Source organism: Geodermatophilus sp. CPCC 205506 (assembly GCF_051383635.1).
Taxonomy (GTDB): Bacteria; Actinomycetota; Actinomycetes; order Mycobacteriales; family Geodermatophilaceae; genus Geodermatophilus.
Genome location: NZ_JALPKP010000061.1, coordinates 22563 through 29966 on the forward strand (window position 1 = coordinate 22563; position 7404 = coordinate 29966).

7 protein-coding genes are annotated in these 7404 nt (G+C 73.5%); 2 read left to right on the forward strand and 5 right to left on the reverse strand.

Features of this window, described 5'->3' with window-relative positions:
- Positions 1–2: 2 nt before the first annotated feature.
- From MY520_RS24445 to clpB, 5 genes are all read right to left on the reverse strand, one after another.
- Positions 3–1394 carry an FAD-binding oxidoreductase gene (locus tag MY520_RS24445; RefSeq protein ID WP_436695289.1) on the reverse strand — a complete coding sequence of 464 codons (1392 nt, stop codon included), beginning with the start codon at positions 1392–1394 and terminating at the stop codon, positions 3–5.
- Positions 1395–1469: 75 nt separating this feature from the next.
- Positions 1470–2024: an orotate phosphoribosyltransferase gene (pyrE, locus tag MY520_RS24450; RefSeq protein ID WP_436695290.1), complete on the reverse strand. Its 555-nt coding sequence runs from the start codon at positions 2022–2024 to the stop codon at positions 1470–1472.
- Positions 2025–2094: 70 nt separating this feature from the next.
- Positions 2095–2730, reverse strand: a complete 636-nt coding sequence (locus MY520_RS24455) for a fasciclin domain-containing protein (protein WP_436695291.1) — start codon at positions 2728–2730, stop codon at positions 2095–2097.
- 82 nt (positions 2731–2812) lie between these two features.
- Positions 2813–3466: a hypothetical protein gene (locus tag MY520_RS24460; RefSeq protein WP_436695292.1), complete on the reverse strand. Its 654-nt coding sequence runs from the start codon at positions 3464–3466 to the stop codon at positions 2813–2815.
- A gap of 151 nt (positions 3467–3617) precedes the next feature.
- A complete protein-coding gene (gene clpB, locus MY520_RS24465; RefSeq protein WP_436695293.1) occupies positions 3618–6203 on the reverse strand; it encodes an ATP-dependent chaperone ClpB in 2586 nt (861 codons plus the stop codon).
- 188 nt (positions 6204–6391) lie between these two features.
- Between clpB and MY520_RS24470 the strand changes: the two genes are divergently transcribed.
- Together MY520_RS24470 and MY520_RS24475 are read left to right on the forward strand one after the other, a co-directional pair.
- The gene (locus MY520_RS24470; protein ID WP_436695294.1) at positions 6392–6835 is read left to right on the forward strand and encodes a MarR family winged helix-turn-helix transcriptional regulator; all 444 of its coding nucleotides are present in this window, start codon (positions 6392–6394) and stop codon (positions 6833–6835) included.
- A gap of 63 nt (positions 6836–6898) precedes the next feature.
- Complete coding sequence (locus MY520_RS24475) at positions 6899–7336, forward strand: OsmC family peroxiredoxin (protein ID WP_436695295.1); 438 nt, start codon at positions 6899–6901, stop codon at positions 7334–7336.
- Positions 7337–7404 lie beyond the last annotated feature (68 nt).

A 7404-nucleotide genomic window follows, 5' to 3' on the forward strand; every position in this document is an offset into this window, starting at 1 on the left:
GGTCAGCCCCGCCGCAGCACCTTGCCGGGGTTGAGCAGGCCGTCCGGGTCGAGCGCGCCCTTGATCGACCGGTGCACCTCCAGGGACACCGGTCCCACCTCCCGCTCGAGCCAGTCGACCTTGATCGACCCGACGCCGTGCTCGCCGGTGATCGTGCCGCCGAGGGCGAGGCCGAGTTCGAGGATGTCGTCGAAGGCGGCGAAGGCCCGCTCGCGCTGGTCGGCGTCGGTCGGGTCGAAGCAGATGGTCGGGTGCATGTTGCCGTCACCGGCGTGGCCGACCACCCCGATGGTCAGCGCGCGCTCGGCGGCGATGGTGTCGCAGCCGTCGAGGAAGGCGGCGATCCGCGAGCGGGGGACGGCGACGTCGTCGATGAGCGTGCTGCCCAGCCGTTCCAGCGCCGGCAGGGCCATGCGGCGGGCGGCGAGCAGCAGGTCGCCCTCGGCCGCGTCGTCGGTGGTGTGCACGAGGTCCGCGCCGGCCTCCCGGCACAGCTGCGCCAGCGCCTCGATCTCCCGCACCGCCGCCTCCCCGCCGGTGTCGGACTGCGCCACCAGCAGCGCGTGCGCGCCGCGGTCGAGGTCGGCGTGCATCAGGTCGTCGACGGCACAGATGCAGGTGTTGTCCATGACCTCCAGCAAGCTGGGCACCAGGCCGCTGGTGACCACGCTCTCGACGACCTGCCCGGTCTGCGCGGTGGTGGTGAACGTGGCGACGAGGGTGACCGGACGCTGCGGCGCCGGGCGCAGCGCGAGGGTGGCCTCGGTGATGACGCCGAGCGTGCCCTCCGAGCCGACGAACAGCCGGGCCAGGTCGTAGCCGGCGACGCCCTTCACGGTGCGCCGCCCGGTGCGCAGCACCCGGCCGTCGGCGAGCACGACCTCCAGGCCGAGCACGTAGTCGGTGGTGACGCCGTACTTCACGCAGCACAGCCCGCCGGAGTTGGTCGAGAGGTTGCCGCCGATCGTGCACCAGTCGTAGCTGGAGGGGTCCGGCGGGTAGAACAGCCCCGACCCGGCGACGGCGTCGCGCAGCTGCTTGTTCACCACGCCGGGCTGGACGACGGCCAGCCGGTCGGCCGGGGACACCTCCAGGACGGCGTCCATCCGGGTCGTCACCAGCGTGATCGCGCCGTCCACGGCGTTGCTCGCCCCGGCCAGCCCGGAGCCGGCGCCGCGCGGCACCACCGGGACGCCGTGCCGCGAGGCGATCCGCATGACCGCGGCCACCTCGGCGGTGCTGCGCGGGAAGACGACGGCCGCCGGGGTCCCCGCGTCGGCGAGCATCGCCTGGTCGCGGGCGTAGGACGCGGTGACGTCGGGGTCGGTCAGGACGCTGTCGGCACCCAGGGCATCGGCCAGCTCGGCCACCCACGCCGTCGTCACGGTGGTCACCGTCACACCGTACGACGGCGTGGCGCCGTCCAGAGGCTCGCCGCGAGCCTGCGAGCGGTGAGGAGGACGGGGTCCCTACGCCAGGCCGAGGTCGGCGAGGGTGAAGGCGGCGCGGTACTCGAGCCCGGCCTCCTCGACCGCGGCCCGCCCGCCCCGGTCGACGATGACCGCCACCGCGATCGGCTCGGCCCCGGCCTCGCGCAGCGCCTCGACCGCGGTCAGCGGGCTGGACCCGGTGGTGGAGACGTCCTCGACGACGAGCACGGCGCGCCCGGCGACGTCCGGTCCCTCGATCCGCCGCTGCAGCCCGTGCGCCTTGCCGGCCTTGCGCACGACGCAGGCGTCGAGGAAGCCCTCCCCCGCCGCGGCCGCGTGCAGCATCGCCGTGGCCACCGGGTCGGCGCCGAGGGTCAGGCCGCCGACGACGTCGTAGCGCAGGTCGCCGGTCAGCTGCCGCATCACCCGGCCCACCAGCGGGGCGCCCTGGTGGTGCAGGGTCAGCCGGCGCATGTCGATGTACCAGTCGGCCTCGCGCCCGGAGGAGAGGGTCACCCGCCCGTGCACCACGGCCAGGTCGACGATGAGCTCGAGCAGCCGGTCACGGTCGGGCGTGCTCGCGGGAGCCGTCATGACGCCGACCCTAGAAGGACCCCGTCCTCCCCACCTTCGCGGGTTCGGGGCGGCCCCTGGACGGGGCCGTTCAGGTGGCCGGGGCGAGCACCTGGTCGACGATGTAGACCGTCGCGTTCGCCGTCTGCACGTTGCCGCAGACCACCGACGCGGGGGCCGCGCCGACGACGGTCTGGTCGGCGCTCACCGTGAAGCTCCCCCCCTCGCCCTCGACGGTGACCTCGTCGCCGCTGAGCGTGGTGTGCGTGCCCGCCAGCTCGCCCGGGGTCAGCCGCCCGGGGATGACGTGGTGGGTGAGCAGCGCGGTGAGCCGCGCCGTGTCGACCAGCAGCGCGTTCAGCGCATCCGCGGGAACGGCCTCGAAGGCGGTGTTCGCGGGGGCGAGCACGGTGATGTCCGGCGTGGTGTTGAACGCGTCCACCAGGTTCGCCGTCTGCACGGCGATGACCAGGGTGGACAGCAGCGGGGTGGTGCCGGCGGCGACGACGACGGGGTCGTCGGCCATCGCGGCGATGCCCTCGGGCGGCACGGCGGCGCACCCGGCGCCGAAGGGTCCCGTCGGCGCGGGCGCGGCACTCGTCGTCGGCGCCGCCGGGGCGGTCGCGGTCTCCGCCGCGGACGAGCCGCCGTCGTCGGAGCTGCACGCGCTCAGCACGACGGCGGAGGCGACGGCCAGGGCGCAGCGGGCGGCGCGGGTGCGGGTCACGAGCGGGGTCTCTCCTTCGTCGGGCCGGGACATTCTCCGGCCTCCCCGCGGAGCCGGTGCGGCCGGACCGCCCGCCGCGGGGTCAGCGCAGGCCGGCGGCCCGTCGCCAGCCCATGGTCCGGTACCACTCGCTCGACTGCGGCCGGGCCAGCAGGACGACGCCGGCGATGAGCACCAGCATCTGACAGACCGAGAGCGCGGTGAGGAACCCGGTGCTCGGCTGGGCCAGCGCCGACAGCCCGCCGATGATGCCCAGCCCGCCGAGGACGAACAGCACGATCCGCGCCCAGTTGCGGCCGTTCCAGGCGAACCAGATGAACAGCGCCTCGAGGGCCACGAGGAGCAGTCCGAGGACGGCGCTGACGATCAGCACGGCCTGGACGGCGTCGTCGGACACGGACACGTCGACGCCGGAGCGGGCCAGCTCCTGGTCGATCAGGGTGTCGATGCTGGCGAAGGTGACGATCGACCCGACCAGGCCGAGCACCAGGCTGGCGATGAAGGCGCCGACCCCGAAGCGCACGGTGTCCGGCCGCGGCGGGGCCTCCTGGGGTGCGTGCCCGGGAGCCGACGGAGCGGCGGCGTAGCCGTACTGCGGCGGCGCGGGCGGCGCCTGCCACCCCTGCTGCTGCGGAGGCGGCGCCTGCCAACCCTGCGGCGGCGGCTGCTGCCACCCCTGGGGTGGCGGTGCCTGCCAGCCCTGCTGCGGGTCCTGGCCGCCCTGCCCTGATGTCATCTGCGCTCCCGTTCCCGTTCCTGCACTCGGCGGCGATGCTCACCCACCGGGCGGCGCGGGACCAGCACCCCGGGCCGATCGAGACCCGATCGGGATCGCGACGCGTCGGGCCCGCCGCTCTCCGGGGGGAGAACGGCGGGCCCGAGCAGCGTCAGCCGCGGGAGACGGTCAGCCCCTCGACGGCGAGGTCGTCCGGCGCGTCGACGACGACCGTGTCGCCGTCCCGGATGTCACCGGCCAGCAGCGCCCGGGCCAGCTGGTCGCCGATCGCCGACTGCACCAGCCGGCGCAGCGGCCGGGCGCCGTAGACCGGGTCGAACCCGTTGATCGCCAGCCACTCGCGGGCGGCGTCGGTGACGTCCAGCGTCAGCCGCCGGGCGGCCAGCCGCCGGGCGAGCACGCCGACCTGGATGTCGACGATGCCGGCCAGCTCCTCGCTGCCCAGGGCGCGGAAGACCACGACGTCGTCCAGCCGGTTGAGGAACTCCGGCTTGAAGTGCTGCCGGACCACCTCGAGCACCGCCTGCCGGCGCCGCTCCTCCTCGACCGACTGGTCGGCGATCAGCTGCGAGCCCAGGTTCGAGGTCAGGATGAGGATGGTGTTCCGGAAGTCCACCGTCCGGCCCTGGCCGTCGGTCAGCCGGCCGTCGTCGAGCACCTGCAGCAGCACGTCGAAGACGTCGGGGTGCGCCTTCTCCACCTCGTCGAGCAGCACGACGGTGTACGGCCGTCGCCGGACCGCCTCGGTGAGCTGGCCGCCGGCCTCGTAACCGACGTAGCCGGGCGGCGCGCCGACCAGCCGGGCGACCGAGTGCTTCTCGGAGTACTCGCTCATGTCGATGCGGACCATCGCCCGCTCGTCGTCGAACAGGAACTCCGCCAGCGCCTTGGCCAGCTCGGTCTTGCCGACGCCGGTCGGGCCCAGGAAGAGGAACGAGCCGGTCGGGCGGTCGGGATCCGACACCCCGGAGCGGGCCCGGCGGACGGCGTCGGAGACGGCACGGACGGCGTCGGGCTGGCCGACCACCCGCAGGCCGAGCTCGTCCTCCATCCGCAGCAGCTTCTGCGTCTCGCCCTCGAGCAGCCGGCCGGCCGGGATCCCGGTCCAGGCCTGCACGACCTCGGCGATGTCGTCGGGGCCGACCTCCTCCTTGAGCATGGAGGTGCCGTCCTCGACCGACGCCTCGGCCTCGGCCAGCGCCTTCTCCAGCTGGGGCAGGCGGCCGTAGCGCAGCTCGGCGACGTGCGCGAGGTCGCCGTCCCGCTCGGCCCGCTCGGCCTCCAGCCGCGCCCGCTCCAGCTCCTCCTTGATCTGCTGGATGCGGACGATGGCGCCCTTGTCCTGCTGCCAGCGGGCGGTCAGCTCGTCGAGCTGCTGGCGCTTGTCGGCCAGATCGGACCGCAGCGAGGCCAGCCGGTCCTTCGACGACGCGTCGTCCTCCTTGGCCAGCGCCATCTCCTCGATCTCCAGCCGGCGCACGGCGCGCTCGACCTCGTCGACCTCGACGGGGCGGCTGTCGATCTCCATGCGCAGCCGGCTGGCGGCCTCGTCGACCAGGTCGATCGCCTTGTCCGGCAGGAACCGCGCGGTGACGTACCGGTCGGACAGGGTGGCGGCGGCGACGATCGCGGCGTCGGTGATCCGGACGCCGTGGTGCACCTCGTAGCGCTCCTTGAGCCCGCGCAGGATGCCGATGGTGTCCTCGACGCTGGGCTCCCCGACGAAGACCTGCTGGAAGCGCCGCTCGAGGGCGGGGTCCTTCTCGATGTGCTCGCGATACTCGTCGAGGGTGGTCGCGCCGACCATCCGCAGCTCCCCGCGGGCGAGCATCGGCTTGATCATGTTGCCGGCGTCCATCGCCGAGTCGCCGGTGGCCCCGGCGCCGACGATCGTGTGCAGCTCGTCGATGAAGGTGATGACCTCGCCCTCGGCCTCGGTGATCTCGTGGAGGACGGCCTTGAGCCGCTCCTCGAACTCACCGCGGTACTTCGCGCCGGCCACCATCGACGCCAGGTCCAGCGCCATGAGCCGCTTGCCCTTCAGGCTCTCCGGCACGTCACCGGCCACGATCCGCTGGGCCAGGCCCTCGACGATCGCGGTCTTGCCGACGCCGGGCTCCCCGATGAGCACCGGGTTGTTCTTGGTCCGCCGGGACAGCACCTGCACGACCCGGCGGATCTCGGTGTCGCGGCCGACGACGGGGTCGATCTTCCCGTCACGGGCGCGCTGGGTGAGGTCGACGGCGTACTTCTCCAGCGCCTGGAACGTGCTCTCCGGGTCGGCGGTGGTCACCTTGCGGTTGCCACGGACGGTGCGGAAGGCGGCCAGCAGCGCGTCGCGGGTGGCGCCGGAGCTCTTGAGCACCGCGCCGGCCTCGCCCTCGGACTCGGCCAGGCCGACCAGCAGGTGCTCGGTGGAGACGAACTCGTCGCCGAGCGCACTGGTCTGCTCGCCGGCGGCGTTCATGACCCGGAGCAGCTCCCGGGACGGCGACGGGGCGGGCACGGTCGCGCCGCTGACGCTGGGCATCCGGCGGAGGGCGGCCTCGGTCTTGGCACGGACGTCGGCCGTGTCGGCCCCCACGGCCTTGAGCAGCGGTCCGGCGATGCCGTCGGTCTGCTCCAGCAGCGCGGCGAGCAGGTGCAGGGGCTCCAGGGCGGCCTGGCCACGGTCGACCGCCAGCCGCTGAGCGGCGGCGATGGCCTCCTGCGAACGGGTGGTGAGCTTGCTCTGCATGGTGGGTGGGGACGGTCCTCTCCGGGTGGGCCGGGGTCCGGCCGGGGTTCTCGAGTGGTCCAACGGCGGACGAGTTGAGTCTGTTCCACTCAACCTCGCTGCGTCGCCTCACCGCAAGCGCGGAGGCGGTACCCACGATCGAGCGCAACCCGGGGTAGCGGCCAGAGTGGACCCCTAGACTCCCGGGCGTGACCCGTCTGCCGGCCCCGAGCGCAGTTCTCGAGGACCAGCTCTGCTTCGCGCTCTACGCGGCCTCCCGGGCGATGACGGCGCGCTACCGGCCCATGCTCGACGCGATCGGGCTCACCTACCCGCAGTACCTCGTGATGATGCTGCTGTGGGAGGAGGACCACCAGACCGTCGGCCAGCTCGGTACCCGGCTCTTCCTCGACAGTGGCACGCTCTCGCCGCTGCTGAAGCGCCTCACCACGGCGGGCCTGGTCACGCGCAACCGCCGGCTCGAGGACGAGCGCTCGGTGTCCATCTCGCTCACCGAGGCCGGCCGGGCGCTGCGCGACCGGGCGGAGGCGATCTCCGGCGAGATCATCTGCGCCCTCGACCTGGACCGCGCGGAGTTCTCCGAGCTCAAGGCCAAGCTCCAGCTGGTCACCGACCGGATGACCGCGCACTGACGGGGTTGCCCGCAACCGCCCGGGGTAGGGCGCCTCCGTACGCACTCTGACGGAGGAGATCGCATGCCCACGCGTTCCGCCCGAACCGCCTGGAACGGCTCCCTCATGGAGGGCTCCGGCCAGGTGGAGCTCTCCAGCTCCAAGGTCGGCACCTACGAGGTCTCGTTCCCCAAGCGCACGGCCGAGGAGGCCGACGGCACGACCAGCCCCGAGGAGCTGATCGCGGCCGCGCACTCCGCGTGCTTCGCGATGGCGCTGTCCAGCGAGATCGGAAAGGCCGGCGGCACCCCGCAGGCCCTCGAGGTCTCCGCCGCCGTGACACTGGGCCAGAAGGACGGTGCACCCACCATCACCACGATCAAGCTCACCGTCCGCGGCGAGGTCGACGGGCTCGATGCGGCCGACTTCGAGAAGGCGGCCCAGGCCGCCAAGGTCGGCTGCCCGGTCAGCAAGGCCCTGGCCGCCGTCGACATCAGCCTGGACGCCGCACTGGACAGCTGACGAGGGACGACGGCGGAGATGGCGAAGATCCGCCCGGTCGCGTCGCCGTAGGACACCTCGATGAGGGT